This is a genomic window from Streptococcus oralis (assembly GCF_023109315.1).
GTDB lineage: Bacteria > Bacillota > Bacilli > Lactobacillales > Streptococcaceae > Streptococcus > Streptococcus oralis_BS.
Genome location: NZ_JALDUF010000006.1, coordinates 81,906 through 103,468, shown reverse-complemented (window position 1 = coordinate 103,468; position 21,563 = coordinate 81,906). Strand labels below are relative to the sequence as shown.

The following is a 21,563-nucleotide window of genomic DNA, read 5'->3' as shown; positions in this document are numbered from 1 at the left end:
ATCTTCATAACTCAATTTCATAATAAAACACCCCAAAAGTTAGATTCTTTCTGTCTAACTTTTGGGGTGCAGTTCACTAGCTGTTCTTTTTAGTTTTCTTTCACAGGGATTTCCTTGATAACACGCGCAGGATTGCCACCTAGGACGACATTGTCTCCAAAGGACTTGGTGATCACGGCCCCTGCTCCAGCGACGACATTATTGCCCAGTGTCACTCCAGGAAGGACAATGACGCCACCTCCAGCCCAGAAATTATCTCCGATAGTGATGGGCTTGCCATATTCGACTCCTGAATTGCGTTCATGTGGATCCAGTGGGTGGAGTGGGGTTAAAAACTGACAGTTGGGGCCAAGCATAGCGTTGTTCCCGATGCGAATCGGACAAACATCCAGCATGGTCAAGTTCCAATTAGAATAAAAATTTTCCCCTAGATGGATATTAACACCATAATCGACCACCAGATGTGGATTGACATAGAGATTTTGCCCAGTTGAGCCAAACCAAGTCTTAATAATCTCTGCCCCTTTCAAGGGATCTTCTTCCCGGTTAAAGGCAGCCTGTTTTTGGCGAGAAGCCTGAGCCAAGGCCCGTAATTCTGGGTCCGACGGACGGTAAGGCTCCCCTGCTATCATTTTCTGGTATTCGCTAGCCATCTTATCACCTCATACTTACTTTGGACCCATCATATCAAAAAGCCTTTGAAAGGTCAAGAATACTATAATATCAAATTTTCGGACACTATCAACGCTCACTTATTCTTGCAATTTATCGATTAGAAATCGTTCACTTTGTCTATATCAATCACAATGTATTGTTTACATGATGTTGTAAAAAAGTGATTCCCAAAATGGAAATCACTTTTTATTCAGCAAGGAAATTGTTCCTGAACATCGAAACCATAATAAAAATCATTGTTTCGTACCAAGTTCTCGCAATTTCTGATAAACTTGCTCTTCATCCGTCGCCACCTGATAAACAATATTTTGATTTCCCAAGGAATTAAAAAAATACTCTTGAATAGCAATAGCTAATTTATCAGTGTCTCGCATATTATCTGCCTTAGTTTCTACAAAAAGATAAATAATCTTATTTTGAGCACCTTCAATTACAAAAACAAAATCAGGACTAGTTGTTCCACCCATATATTTTGGAATACGAATAGCCGATTTAGGTAATTTCCCAAATACTGTTACTGCCTTATCATAGTGGTGCTGAAGAAGTTTTTTCTCTGGGTTCTCACTATCATAGTAAACTGGTGGACGGTCGTAAAGATATCGTTCTTCCCTCCCAACCTCAGTCAACTCTTTTGTACCTAAATTTCCAATAATAATCTCATTTACAAAACTATCCGTTGTAGCATCATAAAGTGTTGTAGTAGCTTGAAAATCCAAACTTTCATAGCGATAAGCTGTGCTATAACTCTTCTCAAAAGCACATTTAAAGGCTTTAACCAAATTTTTCAAGGTCTCATTATTTAGAATATTATCATTTCTAATTTTTTTCAATACTTTTAAGAGCCGCCTATGTAATGCTTTAATAGGTAAATTCGTTTCCTGTACCAGCTTTTTGAGGAAGTCTCCATACGCCATACCAGCTCTCGTATGGCTATAACGAGCTGTCTCCGTTGAACTAGCAACTTCACTACCCCCTGCTACTAGACTTTCCCTTATCATACCAAAATATTCAACAACATAGTGCGTCTCATCTAAAAATATCTGATCCATAAGTTGTGATAGGTCAACAGCTCCATCATCAAAAACTATCATACGTCGCTTCGAAAAATCTCTCCAAAGTTCTTTTACCTGTTTCCAGTTGTCTTGATTTAATTTAACATGCGTAACAGGCCTTGTTTCATTACTATTACGAACCTTATCGCCTCTCAGTTGCTGTTCTGTCAGGATAGGATACAACTGGCATAATTTCTCCCATCCTCCCTCTTGATAAGTCATAGAAAAATCAATAATTCCCTTCTGTCCCAACTGATTTTTGAGGGTATCCTCCGTCAAATCCGAATAATGGCTAAGAATCAACCGAATCGTTTGCTCATCTAATCTTTCTCTATTAAATTCAATTGGAGCGTCGTTGTTGATTTCTCCAATTAATTTTTGAGCAAAATCTCTCTCATCATATCCAATGAGGAAATCCAACCGAGAGACAAATTCGTCTTGTGTGACACGGCGTCCCTTCTCATCAACTGGAAGACGAAGTCCTCGACCTACTTCTTGAATCTTCGAATTTTCAGATCCGGAAGTGCGAAGTTTGCAAATAACAAAAACATTGGGGTTATCCCATCCTTCACGAAGTGTCCACTTTGAAAAGAGGAAGCGTCTAGTTAGCCAATTCCCTTCACCATCTTTAAAAGACAATAGCTTGGTTTTATTATGAAGAATATCATCAACTTCTGCTTGGATATCATCGGCACTTGACCCACGATCTTCTCCGAAATAGCCTGCATGAATGGACTGAGTATCAGCCTGCAAGTCACATAGGCTTGCTTTAAGGTAGCCTAAATAATCTTTACTGATAGCATCTGACATTTTTTCCATGTCTGCTATCCTGCTTTGCAATTTCGCCAAAAGCAGACGCTCAAAAGTCAAACGCAACCAGCCATCCTTCTTTCGATAAGAGGCAATAGAGTCAATGAAAAAAAGGGTTAGAGCCTTAATCTTAGGTTGATTATTCGGACGACTAAAAAGTTCCCATTCCTTTATAAAGTGCTTATCAATAGCATCTTCTATCATAAGTTCCTGATAAGAGTTAGCAAAGGTGTGAGGCATGAGCATCATCCCAACAGCCAATTCTAATCCATTACTGAGCACTTTGGAACCTGCATAAAAAACATCCCCCTCAAAAGCAGAATCAACATCAGCAAGATTATCTCCGACCGCTAGCGTCCTTGTCAAATTGCCTTTTTTCAGCGTCAACTCCTTCGCTTTTACGCCTACTACCTTCCATATATTTTGGCTTTCCTCTTTAGTCAATTTAGGATAAGCAATATCAATCCCCTTTACAAGCCCTTGATTAAAGGACTTGACAGCAGTCAAGTTATAGACTGGTTGGTCTTGATAATAGTGTTTCTTTAAATGTCCTACCCGACCATTTTTTACCATCACCTCAGGAAATGTAGCCCCAAAGCGAACAATCATTTGAGGCTTGAGACTGGTTACCGCTTGATAATTTTTGCCGTCAATGGGAAAACGATGCGGTTCATCTATAATAACAACTGGACGCGTCCTTTCAAGGGCTGCAATGGGCTGTGTGATGTTAGACAAAAGAGTCTGATCGTATTTGTCACTCGTCATAGAAGACGATCGTAGCATATCTGCATTGACTAGAAGAACTTGAATCGTATTGCTATTGAGCCTTGAGCCTTCGATAAAACTTGTCAGTTGAGCTGGAAAGTTTTTGCGACCACTTTTCACTTTAAAGTCTCCTGCATTGATGACATTGAGATCAATACGAACGCTACCATAATGTTGAGAAAAGTGCTGTTTAGCATAATCCGACTGTATAAAGTGCCTAGTTCCTTCTTTGATAGCGGGACTCGGAACGACAATAATAAATTTAAAAAGTCCTCTCTCCTTGTGAAGCTCATAGAGAAGTCTGGTGTATACATATGTCTTACCAGTTCCTGTCTCCATCTTGACATCTAAAAATTTCATCTCATTATAACGTCCTTGGAGAAGAGGATTGGCGTAGGCATAGTTGATATCTAGATCCATACTACAATCATCAACCTTTGGGAAAGCATCCATAATGGCTTTTAAAGCTTCTTCTTGATGAGGTAGTTCTTCTAAAAATAGTTTCATGATGACCTCCTAATAACTCTTTATCAGCTTGACTACCTTGTCCAGACTGGACAAGGCCAACTCAAGCTCACGCAGGGCTGTCATCTCAAAGCTATAGCCGTATAGAATAATGGTCTGTACTTCTAGTTCACGCCTACCAAGAAGATTGACTAATATTTTTGTTTGTTCTTCTGTCCAGCCCTGTTCAATCAAATATAGTCGATTATCCAGTTGGATAGCAGGGTAACCAGCAAGATCAAGATACTTTTCCTTCTTATCAACTGCATAACCATCAGACAACTTCCAAGTTGTCAGAATGGTTTCGTGCGCTAAAGCTCCCCCCTCAACTCCCAGATAATCTGCTGAAAAAGGTGTCAACATGTCGTCAAAATAATCTTCGCCAATCAAGTTAATCTGTCCAGATCCATCCATAAAAGTTCCTGTCTCAATATCATACGTATCCAAGTCTTCCAACAATTTTTGATCAGGCTTGACTACTTGATAATGCTTAAATCCACCATCAAAGTTAGGAAAACTAGGATTTCTCTCAAGAATTTTAGCCCTCGCGCGCTTAATCCGCTCACGAGAAATTTGATCAATATAGCGATAGCCGTCCTTATAGGCAGCTTCTGCTCCTTTTGCAGGGCTTTCTGTGCCATCAGAGTTTGTCGTAAAAGTCGGCTGATCTAACTGTACCATGATATAGCAACGATTTCCTCCATCCTCTGCATTTAACTGCATGACTGCATCAGCTGTTGTCGCAGATCCAGCGAAAAAGTCTAGAACAGTAGCGGAGTTGTTCCCAAACATCTTTAATAACATTTTAATAAAAGCTGGATTTTTTGGCATTGAAAACAGTTTCTTTGAATCAAATTCTCCGTAAACAAAACCAGCAGTCTCTGTTTTAAAATCCCACTCATCAGATGATTTGATTAAACTTTTCTGTTGTTTGTAAACATTTCTATCCTTTTCATAAATACTCTTTTCTTTAAATAACAACGATTTTGTATTAAATAATTCTAGAAACTTACTCTTAGAGTATGTATTTTCAAGAAGTTCCCCATCTTTTATTGATTTATAAACTTTATATCCTTTATCTAACAAATCACTTCTAACTTCATCGATCTTCTCAGTTACTAGCTCAATCGTTTCTCCATTATAATAAACTGAGTAATTCTTATTATCATCAGCAGCTAGTTTATTTGTGCTTTCACCAACTAAAACACGCTTCCCATGGGAATAATACCCATATTCATCTTTTAATAATTTGTTTTTTCTTACAACATTTTCAAACGGAAGGGCTTTGTCAAAATCTCTTGCATAAACTAACAGTGTCTCATGACTGACAGCTACAAATTTCCCATTTTTTCTTCCCTTAGGATTATTTTCAATAGCTAGATTAGCCACAAACTGTCCTTCTCCAAATATCTCGTCCATAAGTAACTTTAGATTAGCTTGTTCATTATCGTCGATAGAGACAAAAATAACACCCGTATCCTTGAGAAGACGTTTTGCCAGCCAGAGTCTAGGATACATAAAGGTTAACCAAGCTGAGTGTGTAGCACGGCCCTGAATAGACTTAAGCCGAGAAAGCCCCTCCTCATCCAGACCAAACATAGCTTTGAGTTTCTCATCGCTGTGAGAAAAGCTATCAGGATAGACAAAACCGTCCGATCCTGTATTATAGGGCGGGTCAATATAGATGACATCGATGCTATTTTCATAACCAGCTTGCAGGTGACGTAGAACTTCCAAATTATCTCCCGTAAAAAAGAGATTGCGGCTGTTCTGATGAATCATCTCTTCATTATGCTTGATATTAGGAACAACCACCGTTTCTGAAAGCTCTCCTGTTTGTTTTTTTGCATAGTTCTTTCCAACAAAATCTAGTTGGTACCCAGAAGATAACTCCGTTTGAACACTCTCCTTAGCTAGACCTCTCTTAAATTTGTCCATATCAAAGCTTTCGCCTACAAAGAAATCTGGAAGTTTACTCTTCAACTCCTTGAGAAAGGCTGATTTAGATGTGATAGCTTGATTTTCCATCCGAATATCCTTAAGCATGAGCCACCTCTTTCATACTTATGGTACGCAAAAAGCCTGTCACAAAAGTAACAGGTATACGTATAAATAAAACATTAAAAAACTTAGCTATTCGCGAAATTATATATATATATATATATATATATGTGTGTGTGTGTGTGGTTTTTTATGCATATTTCTCCTCGCATCTTCGGTTCATAGAGTTTTCTTAAGTATCAACCAAAGTTCTTTTGATGTTTTTTTTATTATATCATAATTTAAGCGATTAAATCCTAAAAACATCGAATATACCCAAGTCAAAACAACTTGCTTGACAAAAGCTTGACTTCATGGTTTAATATACCCCATAAGGGTATATTTGGAGGTGCCTATGTTTCACTTATTATTTACAAAAATTGACAGTATTTCTACCAGCGAGTTAGAAGTTAAACTCAAGGAACCGATTCAACTACTGGATGTTCGGACGCCTACGGAATTCCGTAGAGGTCATATCAAAAACGCCAAGAATGTTCCTTTAACAGAAATCGGTTCTTACACACCTGCAACAAAAGAAACACTTTATGTCATTTGTCATTCTGGTGTACGAAGCAAACTAGCCGCTAAAAAGCTAAAGAAAAAAGGTTACGATGTCGTTAATGTTCGAGGCGGTATGAGCGCTTGGACAGGTAAGGTCATCTAGAAGCATAAAGGAGAAAATCAATGAAAATTATCATTGTCGGGGGAGTTGCAGGCGGTATGTCAGCAGCAACCCGCCTCAGACGTCTCATGGAAGACGCTGAAATCACTATTTTTGAGAAAGGTCCCTTTGTTTCCTTTGCAAACTGCGGACTTCCTTACTATGTTTCAGGAGAGATTGCAAACCGTGATAGTTTATTAGTCCAAACTCCTGAAAGTCTCAAAGCACGCTTTAATCTCGATGTGCGACCATTTCACGAGGTTATCCAGATTTCGCCAGAAGAACACACTGTGACCGTACGCCATGATGGACAGGAATTCACAGAAAGCTACGACAAGTTGATCCTCTCCCCAGGAGCTAAACCATTTGTTCCTACCATTGAAGGTTTGGCAGAAGCTAAGAATGCCTACACGCTCCGCAATGTTCCCGATCTTGATGAAATTATGGCGGCCTTGGACAATCATCCAAAAGAAGCTGTCGTCATCGGTGCAGGCTTTATCGGGCTTGAAATGGCTGAAAACCTGGCGAAACGTGGATTACAAGTTACCATCGTTGAGAAAGCACCCCATGTCTTGCCACCATTAGATCAGGAAATGGCGGCCTTTGTCCAAGCAGAATTGCTGGCAAATGGTGTCCGCGTTATCACTTCCCAGTCTGCAACTCGATTTGAAGACCAAGGAAAAGTCATCGCTCTCGAAAACGGTCAAAAGATCACTTCTGACCTCACCATCCTTTCTGTCGGTGTTGAACCTGAAAATGGACTAGCTAAGGCTGCAGGGATTGAACTGGGACTTCGTAGTGGGATCCTGGTCGATGAACATTATGAAACCAGTCAAAAAGATATTTTTGCAGTTGGGGATGCCATCGTCGTCAAGCAAGAGATTACGGGCCAAGACGCTCTCATCTCTCTTGCTTCTCCTGCCAATCGTCAGGGACGCCAAGTGGCGGACGTCATCGCAGGACTCGGTCGTACAAACAAGGGCAGCATCGGCACTGCTATCGTTCGTGCCTTTGATATGACAGCCGCTTCGACTGGTCTCAGCGAACGTACCCTTCGCATGAATCAACTCCCTTACAAGGTACTTCATGTCAGTGGAAAAGATCACGCTGGTTATTATCCAGGCGCTACTGATATGACCTTAAAACTCCTCTTTGACCCAACCACTGGAAAAATCTACGGTGCCCAAGGTGTTGGGAAGAAAGGTGTTGACAAGCGAATCGATATCCTGGCAACTGCTATCAAGGGAAATCTCACCGTCTTTGACTTACCAGAATTGGAGTTCACCTATGCGCCACCATTTGGCTCTGCTAAGGATCCCGTCAACATGCTGGGCTACGCGGCCTTGAACCTTATCGAAGGTCTCAGCGACAATATTCAATGGTACCAGCTCGAAGACGAACTGGCTGCTGGTAAGAAATTCTTAGATGTACGGACAAGTGGCGAATTCCAGAGTGGTCGACTCAAAGTCGATACCATTCATATCCCCCTAAACGAACTACGGGAACGCTTGGATGAACTGGATAAGAACCAAGCCTACATCGTTAGCTGCCACAGTGGTTTGCGCAGCTATATCGCAGAGCGTATCCTCAAACAAGCAGGATTTACCGTCCAAAACCTTGACGGCGCTTATTCACTATACAAAATGGCGAAACCAGAAGGAGTCGAATATGGAAACTAGTATCAGCATGGCTGACTTTTATGAAAAATATCAACATGAAAATCTAGATCTTATCGATGTACGTGAAATACATGAATTCCAAGCAGGACATGCGCCAGGTGCAAAAAATCTTCCGTTAAGTAGCTTGGAGCAAGGCTACAAAGAACTCAATCCTGACCATGCATACCATGTTATCTGTCAAGGTGGAGTACGTTCTGCATCTGCCTGTCAATTTCTTAGAGCTCAAGGCCTCACCGTTACCAATGTAGAAGGTGGTATGAATGCTTGGCCTGGGCAAGTAGAATAAGCAAATGAAACTGGGAAGCAACTCAATTTCTGGAGAAAATGAAGTAATACTCAATGAAAATCAAAGTGCAAACTAGGAAGCTAGCCGCAGGCTGTACTTGAGTACGGCAAGGTGAAGCTGACGTGGTTTGAATTTGATTTTCGAAGAGTATAAATCTCCCCACAATAAAACGCATACTATCAAGGCTTTTCAACACCTGATAGTATGCGTTTTTTAATTTTAAAGACTTTTTACCCAGCCTCTTTTGATTCAAATTAAACTATTCTATTAATAGTTAGATATGCCTTTGCAACTATCGTCTCAAAAAATTAGTTCATTTCCGTTTAATCAGGTATCGGATGGCCTTTTCTAGGCGTTCCTTTTGAGCCTCGGGATCATCTAGTGGTTGGTTAATGCAGGCGGTGAGATTTTCCGTAATCATCATCTCAATCACGCGCTCAACACTCGATTTCACTGCTGTCAACTGCGTCACAATATCAGCGCAGTCACGATCTTCTTCAATCATCTTTTGAATCCCACGCAACTGGCCCTCTGAACGTTTCAAGCGTGTTATATACTTTGAGTTTGTCATTTCTTTTTCCTTGCTCGATTTTTCTTCATTATATCTCGAATAAGGGGCTTTGTCAAAATTCTCATCCCGTCTGTCTTTGTAGGAACTTATCTCATATCTGCGTTTTCATGATATAATAGTAACAAAACTGTTCAGAATGGACGTTCTTATGAATTCTATCTATGATAGCTGTGAAGCCTATTTACCCATCATCTTGCAAACCTTTATTCAAGACATAGAAGAGGCCGCAGCCAATTACAAAAAAGAAACCAACCTCAAACTATATGAGCATTTGCATGCGCGCATCAAAACAGAAAAAAGCATGCGTGAAAAATGCCAACGCAAGGGCCTTCCTCAGACAAGTCAATCTGCTCTTAAAGAAATACGAGATGCTATTGGCGTTCGAATTATCACAGGCTTTACAGATGATATCTACCGCATCGTAGAGTATATTCGCCAGATGCCAAGCATCCATATTTTCAAAGAGAAAGACTATATCCGTCAGGTCAAACCCAACGGCTACCGTTCCTATCATCTGATTCTAGAGGTGACCACTCCCTACCCAGACTGTCTGGGAAATGACCAGGGTACCTATTTTATCGAGATTCAACTGCGCACAATTGCCATGGACTCCTGGGCTAGCCTCGAACACCAGATGAAATACAAGAAAAACATCCAAAATCCTGAGCGAATCACGCGCGAGCTCAAACGTTGTGCCGATGAGCTTGCTTCTTGTGACTTGACCATGCAGACCATCCGTGATTTGATTCAGCGCTCTGATCAAGACTAAGGAGAACCTATGAAAATCCTACTTGCCGAAGATGAAACCCAACTAAACCGTGTTATCACTGTTGCTTTAGAACGCGAAGGCTACAGCGTTGATTCTGTTTTTAACGGACAAGACGCTGTCGAAAAGGCTGAATCTAACCACTATCACCTCATGATTTTTGACATCATGATGCCAATTAAAACTGGAATCGAAGCCCTCAAAGAAATTCGCCAGGCAGGCAATACGACCCACGTTATCATGCTGACAGCCATGGCTGAAGTAGATGACCGTGTAACCGGACTCGATGCAGGTGCTGACGACTACTTGACTAAACCTTTCTCGCTCAAGGAGCTCTTGGCTAGACTCCGTTCTACTGCACGCCGCCTGGAAGACTATACCCCGGATACAGTCCAATTAGGAAATACCCGCTTGGATATTGATGAACAAGAATTGGCTGCTACAAACAGCATTCGTTTGGGGAAAAAGGAGACCCAACTCTTGACTCTCCTCATCCAGCACGCTAACCAACCCCTCAGTTGTCAACAACTACTAGAGCAGGTCTGGCCAGACGAGCTGGAAGAACAGGATCACGAGCTCGTCTTTCTCTATATCTCCTACCTACGCCAAAAACTCCAAAGTGTCCAGTCTAGCTTACAAATACTTGGGGCTGCAGAAGGGCCCTTCCAATTGACAGGAGGTGACTAGATGTTTCGAAAACTTCGTATCAAATTTATCGCAACGGCTACTCTTGCCATTGCTCTGATTCTAACCTTCTTTCTAGTCTTGATGAATAGTATCGTCTACACTCAGACGGAGGGTAACATCCACACCGTCCTCTCTATCTTAACCAAGAATGAGGGCGAACTTCCTATTACAGACGAAATCAAAGAAAGTCTGACTGAGAAAAATATCCAAGAAGGGATTGTCTATAATTTTCAATACTTCTCCGTCAGAGAAAAGGAAAATGACTACGCCATCTCCCTTACAAATGTCCAGTCCTTAACTGAGACTGAAGTCAAAAGTTTTCTCCCAAACATCCTCAAAAGGCAAGAAACTTATGGTTCTATTACTCATAAGGGACGCTATTTTACCTACCAAGTGAGCCAATCTACGACTGGGAAACTACTGGTCTTCTTTGAGACGACTAACTATATCCGAGAACGAGATACCTTACTTCAGGTCTCTATCTGGCTGGCCTTGGCTAGCTTACTCCTCCTCATACTGCTCTTCACCTTGATTTCAGGGATTGTCATTCGTCCTTTTATCAAAAACTATGAAAAACAACGGATGTTTATCACCAATGCAGGACACGAACTCAAAACGCCTCTAGCCATCATTTCGGCCAATACCGAGCTACAGGAGTTAATGGAGGGAGAGACTGAGTGGAGTATCAGCACTAAAGAACAGACGGAACGACTCAACCACCTGATTGGAAGACTCATCCGACTTGCTCGGCTCGAGGAGCAAGAGGATATCAAATTAGCTCCTCAAAATATCTCGCTTATTGCTGAGAAAGTTGCGACAGATTTTGCTCCCCTCTTTAAAAAGGAATATAAAAACTTTGAAAGCCTGATTGAAGCAGATATCATAGAAAAAGTTTCTCAGGAGGAATTTTACGAATTACTCAGTATTTTGCTCGATAATGCCCGCAAATACTGTGATCCAGCAGGAACGATTCGCTTGACACTCCAACGCAAAAATTACCTACTACGCAAACGAACTTGCATCACTATTTCTAATGATTACAAGGATGGACAAGCAGCTAATATTAAGCGTTTCTTTGATCGCTTTTATCGTGCGGAGACCTCTCACAACAACCAAACCACCTCTGGGTATGGCATTGGTCTCTCCATGGCCCAACACCTTGTCAGCCTGTTTAGAGGGAAAATCTTTGTCACCTATAAAAAGCAGGTGATTACTTTTACAGTCTGGTTATAGCTATAGCTCTTTTACCCTTTATCATTTCATAAAAAGCGAACAAGTTCGCATTCTAAAAACAGAATACGAGCTTGTCCGCCTTTTTCTATGTCTCTAAAATAAATGACGTCTCTTTCTCATCGTGCCAAGCGAATACGGGTCACAATACCATCTGGATCTACCAAATCCAACTCACTCGAATTTAACCACTTGATCGGTGCTTCTAGCTCTTGTGCTTGCTTAACGATGTTCAAAAGTTCCTCCTTGCTTTCGACCTCAAGGACATAGTAGGCCAAGCCCGGCAAGCCTTGCTCACGCGGAGCCAGACCTTTTCCAGCCCATTCATTGACAGCCAGGTGGTGATGGTACTGACCAGCCGCTATCCAACTAGCACTAGGAATAGTAAATTTATCCTCTAGCCCCAACACCTTTTGATAAAACTGACTCGCCGCGTGACTATCCTTCACTGATAGGTGGATATGCCCCATTCTCGTCCCTTCAGCTAGGACAAAGGGATCCACCTTTTCCCCTAACTCATAGATATCCTGTGCCGCAAGGGCTTCGGTCACACCGATAATGCGGCCGTCTTCTCGAATATCCCATGAAGACACTGGCTTATCACGGTAGAGTTCAATGCCATTTCCTTCTAAATCCTCTAGATAAATGGCCTCGCTGTATCCATGATCCGCACCCCCGACCAGAGGAATCTGCAAGTCACTTAGGTGTTTCAAGACATCTGCCAAGGCTTTTCGTGTTGGCAACAAAATCGCCAGATGGTAGAGCCCATAATGTTCCCTTACTTCGCCAACCTTTTCTGCCTGAATCAAATGAACCAAGGCTTTTCGACCAAGTCCCAGCTTCTGTCTCTGTTTGGGATAAAATCTCCAAGCCAATAATCTGGTGATAAAAAGCCGTTTGACTCGTCAAATCCTTGACATTTAAAACCACCTCGGCTAGATAAATGTGGCTCTGGTATGCATAAGTCATAGGGTGTCTCCTTTTTGTTGTAACTTTATATATTACATCAATTATACACTATTAAGATAAAATGTCAACGAAGACAACTCAAAGAGTCTGGGACAAAAGTCTAACCTTAAATATAAAAAGCGAACAAAACAAGTTATCTGACACTCAGAATTCTGTCTTGTTCGCTTTTTTGTCTAATCTATCGATTTTAAAAATTGCTAGATTGTCAAATTAAGTTAGACTTTTCAAGTAACTCAGAAAAACTTGGTAGGGTGATTGATAATTCAATGATTTCTTAGGAATTTTATTTCTTTTATCAGCTATAGCTGATAAATAATTTTGAGAAATATTCGTAAAATCCATTTGTTTCGGTAATCCATTTCGTCTTAATAAGCCATTAGAATGTTCATTGAGACCTCGTTGACCAGGACATCCTGGATCCGCAAAGAACATATCTTTTGATTTAATACTTGTATTCTCTTTTTTAATGTGATATAATTATAACGTAGAGGTGAGATATTTATAACAAATGCTACGGTCACCAATCCTTTCTTACAAGAAAATCTGCCATTAGGCACAAGCCTAAAAATTTTACTGTTCAATGTGAACTATTTCTAACAAAGGAGGAACACATCATGTTTAAATCACAAAAAATAGGGCTCATCATTTCGACACTGATGACTAATCTTTTCATTATTAGCTACGTTTTTCTAGCTACAAACCTCAGTCTTTTGGCTAAAATATTGATTAGCCTTACACCAATTATCGGTAGTGCCATTGGATTTTCTGCCTTCTACTTTAAAGACAGGAAAGAAGAATAAGATGAAACACATCAAAAAATGGTTAATTTGGACTTGGTTGCCTGTTATGCTACTACTGTGGCTATTAACTCCGCCAAGTAATTCCCCCTGGATAAAACACACTATTTTTCTAGTCACGATTACCATGCAAGGACTTATTTTCTGGCTTGTTTCCAAGGCACAATCTCAAGAAGACGAGGAAAAGTATTTTGGACTGACAGAGAAGTTATATGGTATGACCTTATTTACCGCTATGGCCATTTACACTAAAGGTATCTGGATAATCACACCAGCTACTAGTCCTATCTGGCTGAAACACCTTTTTCTGGGTTCTGGCTTGTTTGTCCTCATTCTTTGCTTTCTCTATTTTGCATTAAAAAAAGTTGATGAACAAGCAGACGAGCGTTTCTATATGAACTTGGCAAAGGCAGCCTGCACAACCCTGGTACTGATAGTTCTATCTCTGATAGTGTTGAGCATAGTAACATTTTTCCTTCCCTTCACCCTAAGAACAGGCATGGTTTTGATTTTTACTGCATCCATGATTGTGTTTTTTGACCTGTTTTTCCTCATATTTGAAAAGAGGGGGTAGATATGGGAAAAATTCTAACAAACTTAAAAGCCATCCGAGAAGACGCCCGCATGACCCAGCAAGAATTGGCGGATAAGATTGGTGTACGACGGGAAACTATTCTCCACTTGGAGAATAATCGATATAACCCTTCACTTGAAATGGCGCTTAAAATCGCACGTGTCTTTGGCATGTCCGTTGAAGATATTTTCCGCTTAAATGAAGAGGTCTAGTCATGAAAAATCAAATTTGTACCCACTGCGGTGCTGACCAATTTGTCGTAAAAAAACAACTGAAAGGTTATGCAGGATTAGTCAGTGAAGAGGCTAAATTCGTTTCAGGAGGTATTGCCCTCTATCATGAAATTTGTCAAAATTGTGGTACTGTTCATAGAAGTTTTGTGAAGGATGTTGAGAAATTATAAGCGACCCTAATTGTCAAGTCAAGTGCAACAAAGTTGTTCCTCTGATTAAATGAGGATCTTTCAAGCTGTTTGAGCTAACTCAAACAGCTTTTTTGCGGACTGATAGCCATGGATTCGTCTAGGTCTTTCATTGATAGCCTTTGTATAGTCCTCTAAAAGTGTCGGCTTTAGTTCTTTTAGTGAGGATCCCTTTGGAATGAACTCTCTTAATAATCCATTGAAATTCTCATTTGTACCTCGTTCATAAGATGAATAGGCATGTGCAAAATAAACATCTAATCCCTCTGTCTTACTCAATGATGAAAATTCGTTTCCATTATCTGCAGTTATGGACTTAATGGGATAAAATTTCATACACTCTAAGACTGCTTGATTGACATACTCTGCTTTCTTTTCCACAAGTTTCTTGGTGACGGCATAGCGTGTTTGTCGTTCTACCAAGGTCAGAATAGAAGGTTCTCCTATTGTCTTTTCACCCAGAACAGAATCGATTTCCCAATCTCCAAAACGGGAACGATTATTGATTTCTTCTGGTCTTTCTTCAATTGACTTTCCTAGATGTTTCTTGGTAGAGGGGCGCTTGGTAAATTTCTTACGGATCCGCACTGCTCTTGGCAAATCAATGACCTTAATCTCTAACAATCCTTGATGGATATAGTTATAGAGCGTCTTGGTTGAAGGAACAACTGCATCTACATGTTGGAGTCTATAGGTATGAACAAAGGTATCCACGCTATGCACCCCTTGGTTTCTCTCTCATTGCTTCTGTAAATTCTCTCAGAAAGTCATCCGATACACAATCCAGTTTTAGATAATAGCTGGCTTCTCTAGCATGACGATAACGGTTATGAGCAGCATCTGCATAATAGTGTTGGTAATAGACCTTCTGCCCATTTACTTTTTTCACTTGTGTTATGGAACCACGATTAATTTCACGAGTAATAGTAGAGCGATTTCTCCCTAGTCTACGAGCAATCTCAGCAGGTTTGAGTCCTACGCTTAAATAAGCTTCAATTTCCCCTCGCTCAGCTTCAGATAAGTGCTTGTATGATTGATTTGTGGTAGAATAATTAGTGGACATGTTCATCTTCCTTTATACTGTTTTTCGCAACTCTAGTATATCAGATGAACATGTCTTTTTTGTTGCACTTCATTTTACAACAGGGCTTCATAATAAAGAATTCCTAAAATTAAAATCTTTTTTCCCAGACTCTCTTTTTATTTAACAACAAGCTCGTAACGAGTTTTGCTGGTGAAGGTTTCCCCTGCTTTGAGAATGACTTGGTCTTTGAGGTCGCTATGAATAGCATCTGGTAAAGCCTGCGCTTCAAGGGCAATCCCATTGTGCTGTACCATTGGCTGACCAGCTATGAGCACACTCTCATCCACAAAGTTTGCTGTGTAGACCACAAGGCAAGGGGCCTCTGTCTTGAAAAGCAGGAAACGACCTGAGTTTTGATCATAAAGGAAACCAGCATTGTCATGACCTGCAGGAAGGGCAAATGGGTGATCCAAACCAGATACCAGCTGGATTTGCTCATCGTCCTCTGCAAAGATATCCTTGAGCAAAGCACCATTGTAGATGTGTTTCACTACATCACGATCAGCATCTGGAGTCTTAGCTGGAACACCGTCTGGAGCGATTGGGTAAATGCCCTCCGTATTTAGCTGAAAGACATGGCGGTCAACTGTCTGCGTGAAATCACCAGATAAGTTGAAATAGCTATGATTAGTTGGATTGACAAGCGTGTCCTGATCAGTCGTCACCTTATAGCTGACTTCGTAGGCACCAGTTTCTTCCAAGTGATAGCTAATCCAAATCTTAAGATTACCAGGAAATCCTCCTGTCCCGTCTGTACGCTCTGTGTAGAGAGTCAAGCCATGGTCGCTCACCTCAACCAATTCAAACAAGCTCGAATCCCAACCTGTTGAACCACTGTGGTTACAGTTGCTAGCGTTGTTGACTTCAAGGTCATAGGTCTGACCATTGAGCTCAAATGTTGCACCTGCAATACGGCCCGCTACAGGACCTACACTTGCTCCATGCTTGGGACTATTGCCTACATAGCTAGCAAAATCATCAAAACCCAAGATCACATTGGCAAAATTCCCAGCCTTGTCAGGTGTGACATAGCGCAAAATGGTAGCACCATAAGTCATAACTTCAAGCTGGTAACCACCATCAGTCTCAAAGCGATAGGCCAAAACATCCTTGCCCTCATGATTTCCAAATACACGCTCTGTGTATGCTCTCATTCTTCTCTCCTTTGATCTATTTCTCTTAAGTAAACAAACCATAGAGAGTGTATTCACCATCTATGGTTGTAGTTTCTATTTTCAGAATCCTTTGTCAGAAAACCTTAAGCAGCTTCTTAACAAAAGGGGATTCTTCTATACTTGTTTTATGCTTCTACACGTTCAGTCCATGAAGTCGCTGTTGTTTGAAGAACCTTGTTGAGTTCGTCAATGTTCTCAAAACCTGTTGTGCGAAGCCATTCACGAGCTGCTGCCTCACCGTCTTTGATGTAGGCTTCAACTGATCCAGCCCAAGTTGCACGGCCGCAAAGAACGCCATTGAAGTTTGCACCTGATTCGTGGGCAAAGACAAGGGTTTCTTGGAAGAGTTTGGCTGAAACTCCCGCACTCAAGTAGATGTAAGGAAGGTTAGTCGCTTCGTCTTGCGCTTTGAAGAAGGCTGCCGCTTCTTCGCGTGTATGCACGATTTCACCATCGCCAAAGCCTTCAACATATTTGACGTTGACTGGAACTTCCACTTTCAAGACATCGATGTTGAAGCGTGGGTCTGAGAAGACCTTCATAGCACCGATAACCTTGTGTGGTTTTACTTTGGCGTATTCTGCAGAACCTGCGTCAGCGATTTTTTCATCGTAAGCGAGGATTTCAAGGAAGAATGGAATGTCTTCCGCCACACACTCAGAACCGATGCGTTCGATGTAGGCTTGTTTTTGTTGATTGAGTTCGTCAGAGCTGTCTACATCGTAGTAAAGCAAGAATTTGACTGCATCCGCACCTTGTTCTTTGATGCGTTTTGCAGACCAAACATCCAAGCAGTCAGGCAAGCGTTTAGTGCTAGTTGTGTCATAACCTGTTTTCTCATAAGCAAGGAGAAGACCAGCATTGGCATCAAGCGCTTTTGTAGCTGGAAGTCCATACTCAGGGTCGAGAAGCATAGAGGATGCATATTTTGTCAATTCATCTGCTACCAAGACTTTGAGTTCTTCCATTTGAGCAACTGTTGGCTCTTCTGTTTGGTATTGAGCCATGAGGCGTTTCAAAGCACCACGTTGGTCAAAGGCAAGAGCTGAGATAATGCCATTTTCATCTGAAAGTTTTTGCAAGCGGGCTACTTTATTGGAACTTAATTGTAATTTACTCATAGATACTTCCTTATTTTTGATAGTCATGAATGATCACACCTTGTACCACACGGTTTACGGTGCCTGTAGGAGACGGTGTATCTGGTTTGTTTTCCACTTTAAGCGAAGTCAAAAGGGCAAAGAGTTGGGCATAAACGATGTAAGGGAAGACACGGTAAATATCGTTCAAGACACCGCCACAACCAAGGGCTACTTCTTTGACATTTTCAAGACCAAAGGCTTGATCACTTAAGAGCACAACACGACGAGCAATCTGGTCACCAGCCACTTCACGAACCAAGTCCAAGTCATACTTGCGAGTGTAGTCTGTCGTTGTGCCAAAGATCAAAACAACGGTGTCTTCGTTAATCAATGATTTTGGACCGTGACGGAAGCCAACTGGGCTTTCATACATGGTCGCCACTTGACCAGCAGTCAATTCCAAAATCTTGAGCTGAGCTTCATGAGCAAGTCCAAAGAAAGGACCAGCACCTAGGTAGATGACACGATTAAAGTCGAGATCTACAAGCTCTTTGACATCTGCTGCATTGTCTAGAATCTTACGAGCAAGGCTAGTCACAACTTCAAAACGTTCAGCTTTCACAGCAAATTCTGTAGGATCAAAAACCAAGAGAGCTGTTAGCATCATGGACGTAAAACTAGAAGTCATGGCAAATCCAGCGTCATTGGAAGCAGCTGGTTGCAAGAGCAAAAGATTGCGCTCATCGCCATGAGCTTGAAGAGCCAATTTACCATCTGCTGCACAAGTAATGGTCACTTGGTAAAGGTCGTCCACTAAGGCTTTAGCCAAATCAACCGTCGCCACACTTTCAGGCGAATTCCCACTACGAGCAAAGGATACAAGGACAGTCGCCACATCTTTTTTCAGATAAGTTTCTGGATTGGCTACGATATCTGTTGTCGCAATGGCATTGAAATTCCATTTGCGTTCGTCATAGACTTCCTTAAAGTATGGCACCAAGGTATCTCCCACATAAGCAGAAGTACCAGCACCCGTCAAGATAACCTTGATATAGTCATGTTTATCAGCAATTCCTTTCAGAAAGGCTGCAATTTCTTCCCGTTTCGCTTGATAGGTTTCAAAAGCCTCTTTCCATACATCAGGCTGTTGGTAGATCTCACGAGTCGTGACTTCTGCACCCAGTTCAAGTAATTCTTCTTTTGTGTAATTTAGCATAGAGTTCCTCTAATCTATTGTTGTTTCATTCCTATTGAAAATATGGGAATGGATTGACTCCCATTCCCATGTATATTCTATACAAGCTGTTCTAACGATTTAGCCGTTGTCACATCGTATTGAATTGAGTTCCAACTAAAATCTTGGGGAAAAAGACCGATTATCGTCGGAGCATCGCTCCATCCTCCAATCGCCTATTTTCCCTGTGATTTTCACGTTGTCACATCGTATACTCAATGAAAATCAAAGAGCAAACTAGGAAGCTAGCCGCAGGTTGCTCAAAGCACTGCTTTGAGGTTGCCGGATAAGATTGACGAAGTCAGTAACATATATACGGCAAGGCGACGCTGACGCGGTTTGAATTTGATTTTCGAAGAGTATTATTCATCTTCGTCATCATCGAAGCCCGCTAACAGGTCATTGACTTTTACGATGCTTTCTGCAGCACGGCTCTTGTAGTCCGCATCTGCACCTGTAAGGCTGGCATTGATAAATTCAATCACCATCGGAAGATTCATCCCTGCGTAGAGTTCAATGTCGCGACCTTCCATGATCAAACGGCTTACCACGTTACATGGTGTACCACCGAGAAGGTCCGCAAAGACTAGGAAATCATCCAATCCTTCGATAGCAGCTTCAAATTTTGCAGTAAATTCTTCTGGGCCATCTTCTGGAAGAAGAGCCACTGCATGAATGTTGTCTTGTGGACCCATGATCATTTCCGTGCTACCTTTCAGTTCTTCACAGAAACGACCATGACTCACCAAAATTAACGATTTCACCATAAATTATGCGCCCATTCCAAGCAAGAATTTACCGATGAATGAAAGACCTACTGCAAGAACGATAATGATACCGATCGCTTTAGTAGAGTTCATACCTTTCTTACCAAGCAACCAGAAGATAAAGGCAGTAAAGATTGCTGGAAGCAAGCGTGGGAAGATTGAGTTCAAGATGTCTTGGAAGTCAATCATCTTTTCACCGATTGGCAATTTGTAAGAAATGTCAAAGTTGATCATTGTTGCTACAAGAGCACCCATCATGAAGACACCAAGTACAGATGCAGCGTCAATCAAAGCTGTCAAGGTACTTTGCATGTTGTTGATAAGGTTAACCCCTTCCTTGTAGGCAAATTCCAATTGTTTCCAACGGAAGATGTCATAAGCAACTGCAACTGCGATCCAAAGGAAGATACCCCATGGTTGGCCGGCGATAGCCATAGTTGCTGCGATAGATCCCATGATGGCAGGTACAAGTGAACCAAAGATTGTGTCTCCAAGAGGAGCGAATGGTCCCATCAAACCTGTCTTGATACCGTTAACGGCATCTTTTGAACCTACACCATCTTTTTCTTCCATGGCAAGGTCAAAACCAGCGATAATTGTGTGGAAGAATGGTGAAGTATTGAAGAATTGAGTATGAACTTTCATCATTTCTTTCAATTCAGGAGTTCCATCCCCATACATTTTACGCAATTGAGGCAAGATCATGTAAAGGTAACCAGAAGCTTGCATACGTTCGTAGTTCCAACCTAATTGGAAAGTAAACAAGCTACGTTTGTTGATTTGATTAAAATCTTCTTTTGTAAGTTTGTAATTAGAATTCGTCATCTTCGATTTCCCCACTTTCTGATGGTGTAGAAGGTGCTGCTACAGCTACTTTTTGGCTGTTCTTAAAGTGAACAACTGCAAGGAAGATACCTACGATAGAAACACCGATCATAGACAAACCTTTGAAGTTGTTAGCAAAGCCAATCTTTTCAGCAACATCAGCAGGAAGAGTACCAAGGATACCCGCAACAGCTCCACCAAGACCTGTTACATATGAGTAAAGAACAGTCAACATAGCTGTCAAACCAAATCCCATTGCAAGGTAGTGAAGGTTACGTTTAACTGGAAGGTAACGAAGCAAGATTGCAAATCCAAGACCTGGAAGCATACGTCCTGCAAGTGTCAAACCATCTGCAATCCATTGATATTCTTTAACAAGGTCTACTACTGATTGTACAAAAGCACCACCAAAAGCAAGAGCGAAGAATACTGGAAGGGCACGAGAAAGAGCCCAAGGCACTGCACCAAGTAGGTAGTTGCGTTCGATACCTTTGTAGTCAAAGCGTTCGATCGCAGCATCAATACGGTGTGCAAAGAAAGTAGTTGTCATACGTCCAAGAACGTCGAAGTATGTCAAAAGTGCTGCTACTGGTACAGCGATTGTTGTGATTGCAAGATCTGTATCAATACCTTGAGAGATAGAGAATGCTGTTGCAAGAACCGCACCAGAAGTTGCGTCGATACGAGAAGCACCACCGAAGGTACCAACCCCGAGAACGAACAACTGCAAGCTACCACCGATAAACAAACCAGTTGTCACATCTCCCATGATCAAACCAGTAATAAAACCAGCGAATACAGGAGAACCTGCAGATGAAACGATTGTCAACTCATCACAGATTTGATAAGCTGAGTACAAAGTGAGAAGTAAAATTTGCCACCATTGTATCATAACAATGACCTCCTAAA

General features: G+C 41.4%; 20 protein-coding genes and 3 pseudogenes. 10 read left to right on the top strand and 13 right to left on the bottom strand.

The annotated features are described in order from the left end of the window. Positions 1-89 precede the first annotated feature (89 nt). The 3 genes from M1F74_RS08360 to M1F74_RS08350 form a co-directional block, all read right to left on the bottom strand. On the bottom strand, positions 90-653 hold the full coding sequence (locus tag M1F74_RS08360; protein WP_247946825.1) for a sugar O-acetyltransferase: 564 nt from the start codon (positions 651-653) through the stop codon (positions 90-92). A gap of 255 nt (positions 654-908) precedes the next feature. Continuing rightward, the gene (locus M1F74_RS08355; protein ID WP_247946824.1) at positions 909-3,809 is read right to left on the bottom strand and encodes a type III restriction-modification system endonuclease; all 2,901 of its coding nucleotides are present in this window, start codon (positions 3,807-3,809) and stop codon (positions 909-911) included. A gap of 9 nt (positions 3,810-3,818) precedes the next feature. Beyond that, on the bottom strand, positions 3,819-5,852 hold the full coding sequence (locus tag M1F74_RS08350; RefSeq protein WP_247946823.1) for a site-specific DNA-methyltransferase: 2,034 nt from the start codon (positions 5,850-5,852) through the stop codon (positions 3,819-3,821). Between the two features lie 349 nt (positions 5,853-6,201). Here M1F74_RS08350 and M1F74_RS08345 point away from each other — a divergent pair, with 349 nt between their 5' ends. Genes M1F74_RS08345 through M1F74_RS08335 form a run of 3 tightly spaced genes read left to right on the top strand, consistent with a single transcriptional unit; the run spans position 6,202 to position 8,472 of the window. Then, positions 6,202-6,510 carry a rhodanese-like domain-containing protein gene (locus M1F74_RS08345; RefSeq protein WP_247946822.1) on the top strand — a complete coding sequence of 103 codons (309 nt, stop codon included), beginning with the start codon at positions 6,202-6,204 and terminating at the stop codon, positions 6,508-6,510. A gap of 20 nt (positions 6,511-6,530) precedes the next feature. Beyond that, positions 6,531-8,186, top strand: a complete 1,656-nt coding sequence (locus M1F74_RS08340; protein ID WP_247946821.1) for an FAD-dependent oxidoreductase — start codon at positions 6,531-6,533, stop codon at positions 8,184-8,186. After that, entirely contained in the window at positions 8,176-8,472 is a 297-nt protein-coding gene (locus tag M1F74_RS08335; protein ID WP_247946820.1) for a rhodanese-like domain-containing protein, read from the top strand. The genes M1F74_RS08340 and M1F74_RS08335 overlap by 11 nt, the downstream gene beginning before the upstream one ends. Positions 8,473-8,785: 313 nt before the next feature. On the opposite strand, the gene M1F74_RS08330 is transcribed toward M1F74_RS08335, so the two are convergent. Next, the gene (locus M1F74_RS08330; RefSeq protein WP_000185161.1) at positions 8,786-9,043 is read right to left on the bottom strand and encodes a metal-sensitive transcriptional regulator; all 258 of its coding nucleotides are present in this window, start codon (positions 9,041-9,043) and stop codon (positions 8,786-8,788) included. A 148-nt stretch (positions 9,044-9,191) separates the two neighbouring features. Between M1F74_RS08330 and M1F74_RS08325 the strand changes: the two genes are divergently transcribed. The 3 genes from M1F74_RS08325 to M1F74_RS08315 are packed head-to-tail and all read left to right on the top strand — an operon-like array spanning position 9,192 to position 11,729. Next, the gene (locus M1F74_RS08325; protein ID WP_009729517.1) at positions 9,192-9,812 is read left to right on the top strand and encodes a GTP pyrophosphokinase; all 621 of its coding nucleotides are present in this window, start codon (positions 9,192-9,194) and stop codon (positions 9,810-9,812) included. 9 nt (positions 9,813-9,821) lie between these two features. Next, positions 9,822-10,496 carry a response regulator transcription factor gene (locus M1F74_RS08320; RefSeq protein WP_247946819.1) on the top strand — a complete coding sequence of 225 codons (675 nt, stop codon included), beginning with the start codon at positions 9,822-9,824 and terminating at the stop codon, positions 10,494-10,496. Further along, entirely contained in the window at positions 10,497-11,729 is a 1,233-nt protein-coding gene (locus M1F74_RS08315; RefSeq protein ID WP_247946818.1) for a sensor histidine kinase, read from the top strand. A 116-nt stretch (positions 11,730-11,845) separates the two neighbouring features. Here M1F74_RS08315 and M1F74_RS08310 read toward each other — a convergent pair. Further along, positions 11,846-12,695, bottom strand: a pseudogene (locus M1F74_RS08310) (VOC family protein). Between the two features lie 210 nt (positions 12,696-12,905). Then, positions 12,906-13,130 (bottom strand): annotated as a pseudogene (locus M1F74_RS08305) (transposase); the annotation flags it as partial. Between the two features lie 179 nt (positions 13,131-13,309). Between M1F74_RS08305 and M1F74_RS08300 the strand changes: the two are divergent. The 4 genes from M1F74_RS08300 to M1F74_RS08285 are packed head-to-tail and all read left to right on the top strand — an operon-like array spanning position 13,310 to position 14,469. Beyond that, on the top strand, positions 13,310-13,495 hold the full coding sequence (locus tag M1F74_RS08300; RefSeq protein ID WP_000477157.1) for a hypothetical protein: 186 nt from the start codon (positions 13,310-13,312) through the stop codon (positions 13,493-13,495). Between the two features lies 1 nt (position 13,496). Further along, entirely contained in the window at positions 13,497-14,066 is a 570-nt protein-coding gene (locus M1F74_RS08295; protein ID WP_084852972.1) for a hypothetical protein, read from the top strand. Positions 14,067-14,068: 2 nt separating this feature from the next. Next, entirely contained in the window at positions 14,069-14,278 is a 210-nt protein-coding gene (locus M1F74_RS08290) for a helix-turn-helix transcriptional regulator (protein WP_000516405.1), read from the top strand. Positions 14,279-14,280: 2 nt separating this feature from the next. Then, positions 14,281-14,469, top strand: a complete 189-nt coding sequence (locus M1F74_RS08285; protein ID WP_012000320.1) for a hypothetical protein — start codon at positions 14,281-14,283, stop codon at positions 14,467-14,469. Between the two features lie 60 nt (positions 14,470-14,529). Here the strand turns inward: M1F74_RS08285 and M1F74_RS08280 are convergent. The 7 genes and pseudogenes from M1F74_RS08280 to M1F74_RS08250 all read right to left on the bottom strand — a co-directional run bounded on the left by M1F74_RS08280 (position 14,530) and on the right by M1F74_RS08250 (position 21,546). Continuing rightward, a pseudogene (locus tag M1F74_RS08280) lies at positions 14,530-15,550 on the bottom strand (IS30 family transposase). Between the two features lie 137 nt (positions 15,551-15,687). Continuing rightward, complete coding sequence (locus tag M1F74_RS08275; RefSeq protein WP_247946817.1) at positions 15,688-16,725, bottom strand: aldose epimerase family protein; 1,038 nt, start codon at positions 16,723-16,725, stop codon at positions 15,688-15,690. Between the two features lie 146 nt (positions 16,726-16,871). Further along, positions 16,872-17,867 (bottom strand): tagatose-bisphosphate aldolase, encoded by a 996-nt coding sequence (lacD, locus tag M1F74_RS08270; RefSeq protein WP_247946816.1) that lies wholly within the window; start codon positions 17,865-17,867, stop codon positions 16,872-16,874. Positions 17,868-17,877: 10 nt separating this feature from the next. Beyond that, complete coding sequence (locus tag M1F74_RS08265; RefSeq protein WP_247946815.1) at positions 17,878-19,044, bottom strand: SIS domain-containing protein; 1,167 nt, start codon at positions 19,042-19,044, stop codon at positions 17,878-17,880. A 380-nt stretch (positions 19,045-19,424) separates the two neighbouring features. Continuing rightward, positions 19,425-19,829: a PTS sugar transporter subunit IIA gene (locus M1F74_RS08260; protein WP_002875700.1), complete on the bottom strand. Its 405-nt coding sequence runs from the start codon at positions 19,827-19,829 to the stop codon at positions 19,425-19,427. Positions 19,830-19,832: 3 nt separating this feature from the next. Continuing rightward, complete coding sequence (locus tag M1F74_RS08255; protein ID WP_000185284.1) at positions 19,833-20,654, bottom strand: PTS system mannose/fructose/sorbose family transporter subunit IID; 822 nt, start codon at positions 20,652-20,654, stop codon at positions 19,833-19,835. Beyond that, a complete protein-coding gene (locus M1F74_RS08250; protein WP_000616992.1) occupies positions 20,641-21,546 on the bottom strand; it encodes a PTS mannose/fructose/sorbose/N-acetylgalactosamine transporter subunit IIC in 906 nt (301 codons plus the stop codon). Before M1F74_RS08250 ends, M1F74_RS08255 begins: the two co-directional genes overlap by 14 nt. Positions 21,547-21,563: the final 17 nt, after the last annotated feature.

What these genes read in the sequence shown, in the direction of transcription:
- M1F74_RS08320 (WP_247946819.1), top strand. Translation starts at nt 9,822, where the DNA reads ATGAAAATCCTACTTGCCGAAGATGAAACCCAACTAAACCGTGTTATC.
- lacD (WP_247946816.1), bottom strand. Translation starts at nt 17,867, where the DNA reads ATGAGTAAATTACAATTAAGTTCCAATAAAGTAGCCCGCTTGCAAAAA.
- M1F74_RS08275 (WP_247946817.1), bottom strand. Translation starts at nt 16,725, where the DNA reads ATGAGAGCATACACAGAGCGTGTATTTGGAAATCATGAGGGCAAGGAT.
- M1F74_RS08250 (WP_000616992.1), bottom strand. Translation starts at nt 21,546, where the DNA reads ATGATACAATGGTGGCAAATTTTACTTCTCACTTTGTACTCAGCTTAT.
- M1F74_RS08350 (WP_247946823.1), bottom strand. Translation starts at nt 5,852, where the DNA reads ATGCTTAAGGATATTCGGATGGAAAATCAAGCTATCACATCTAAATCA.
- M1F74_RS08300 (WP_000477157.1), top strand. Translation starts at nt 13,310, where the DNA reads ATGTTTAAATCACAAAAAATAGGGCTCATCATTTCGACACTGATGACT.
- M1F74_RS08340 (WP_247946821.1), top strand. Translation starts at nt 6,531, where the DNA reads ATGAAAATTATCATTGTCGGGGGAGTTGCAGGCGGTATGTCAGCAGCA.
- M1F74_RS08315 (WP_247946818.1), top strand. Translation starts at nt 10,497, where the DNA reads ATGTTTCGAAAACTTCGTATCAAATTTATCGCAACGGCTACTCTTGCC.
- M1F74_RS08360 (WP_247946825.1), bottom strand. Translation starts at nt 653, where the DNA reads ATGGCTAGCGAATACCAGAAAATGATAGCAGGGGAGCCTTACCGTCCG.
- M1F74_RS08260 (WP_002875700.1), bottom strand. Translation starts at nt 19,829, where the DNA reads ATGGTGAAATCGTTAATTTTGGTGAGTCATGGTCGTTTCTGTGAAGAA.
- M1F74_RS08335 (WP_247946820.1), top strand. Translation starts at nt 8,176, where the DNA reads ATGGAAACTAGTATCAGCATGGCTGACTTTTATGAAAAATATCAACAT.
- M1F74_RS08330 (WP_000185161.1), bottom strand. Translation starts at nt 9,043, where the DNA reads ATGACAAACTCAAAGTATATAACACGCTTGAAACGTTCAGAGGGCCAG.
- M1F74_RS08325 (WP_009729517.1), top strand. Translation starts at nt 9,192, where the DNA reads ATGAATTCTATCTATGATAGCTGTGAAGCCTATTTACCCATCATCTTG.
- M1F74_RS08345 (WP_247946822.1), top strand. Translation starts at nt 6,202, where the DNA reads ATGTTTCACTTATTATTTACAAAAATTGACAGTATTTCTACCAGCGAG.
- M1F74_RS08265 (WP_247946815.1), bottom strand. Translation starts at nt 19,044, where the DNA reads ATGCTAAATTACACAAAAGAAGAATTACTTGAACTGGGTGCAGAAGTC.
- M1F74_RS08290 (WP_000516405.1), top strand. Translation starts at nt 14,069, where the DNA reads ATGGGAAAAATTCTAACAAACTTAAAAGCCATCCGAGAAGACGCCCGC.
- M1F74_RS08285 (WP_012000320.1), top strand. Translation starts at nt 14,281, where the DNA reads ATGAAAAATCAAATTTGTACCCACTGCGGTGCTGACCAATTTGTCGTA.
- M1F74_RS08295 (WP_084852972.1), top strand. Translation starts at nt 13,497, where the DNA reads ATGAAACACATCAAAAAATGGTTAATTTGGACTTGGTTGCCTGTTATG.
- M1F74_RS08255 (WP_000185284.1), bottom strand. Translation starts at nt 20,654, where the DNA reads ATGACGAATTCTAATTACAAACTTACAAAAGAAGATTTTAATCAAATC.
- M1F74_RS08355 (WP_247946824.1), bottom strand. Translation starts at nt 3,809, where the DNA reads ATGAAACTATTTTTAGAAGAACTACCTCATCAAGAAGAAGCTTTAAAA.